The 225-nt window shown below is 50.2% G+C and carries 1 protein-coding gene; it reads right to left on the bottom strand.

The annotated features are described in order from the left end of the window. Positions 1 to 225 (bottom strand): L-lactate permease (locus KJQ96_RS39705; protein WP_213291296.1); only part of this gene is annotated, 225 nt, incomplete at both ends.

Here is a 225-nt window from a genome sequence, read left to right as displayed (position 1 = left end):
GTTTCGGCAAAGACGCCAATACCTTTTTTGATCCCCACGCCGAGGATGAAGATAGAGATAATCGCTGCAATAAAAATAGCGGTGCCGCCAGCAGAGAGAGGGTCGAATTTAAACACCGCATCCATTGGCGTTGGCTGGGCGACAATGGGTGCCGCTTTCAACACTTGTTGATGCAAATGAGGGATCTGGAAATTAATCACCAGCGAATAAAACGCGCCGCCCGGA

The organism is Bradyrhizobium sp. sGM-13, assembly GCF_018398875.1.
In the GTDB taxonomy this organism is placed as follows: Bacteria; Pseudomonadota; Alphaproteobacteria; order Rhizobiales; family Xanthobacteraceae; genus Bradyrhizobium.
Note: the sequence above shows the minus strand (reverse complement) of the source record. Positions and strands in the feature narration are given on the sequence as shown.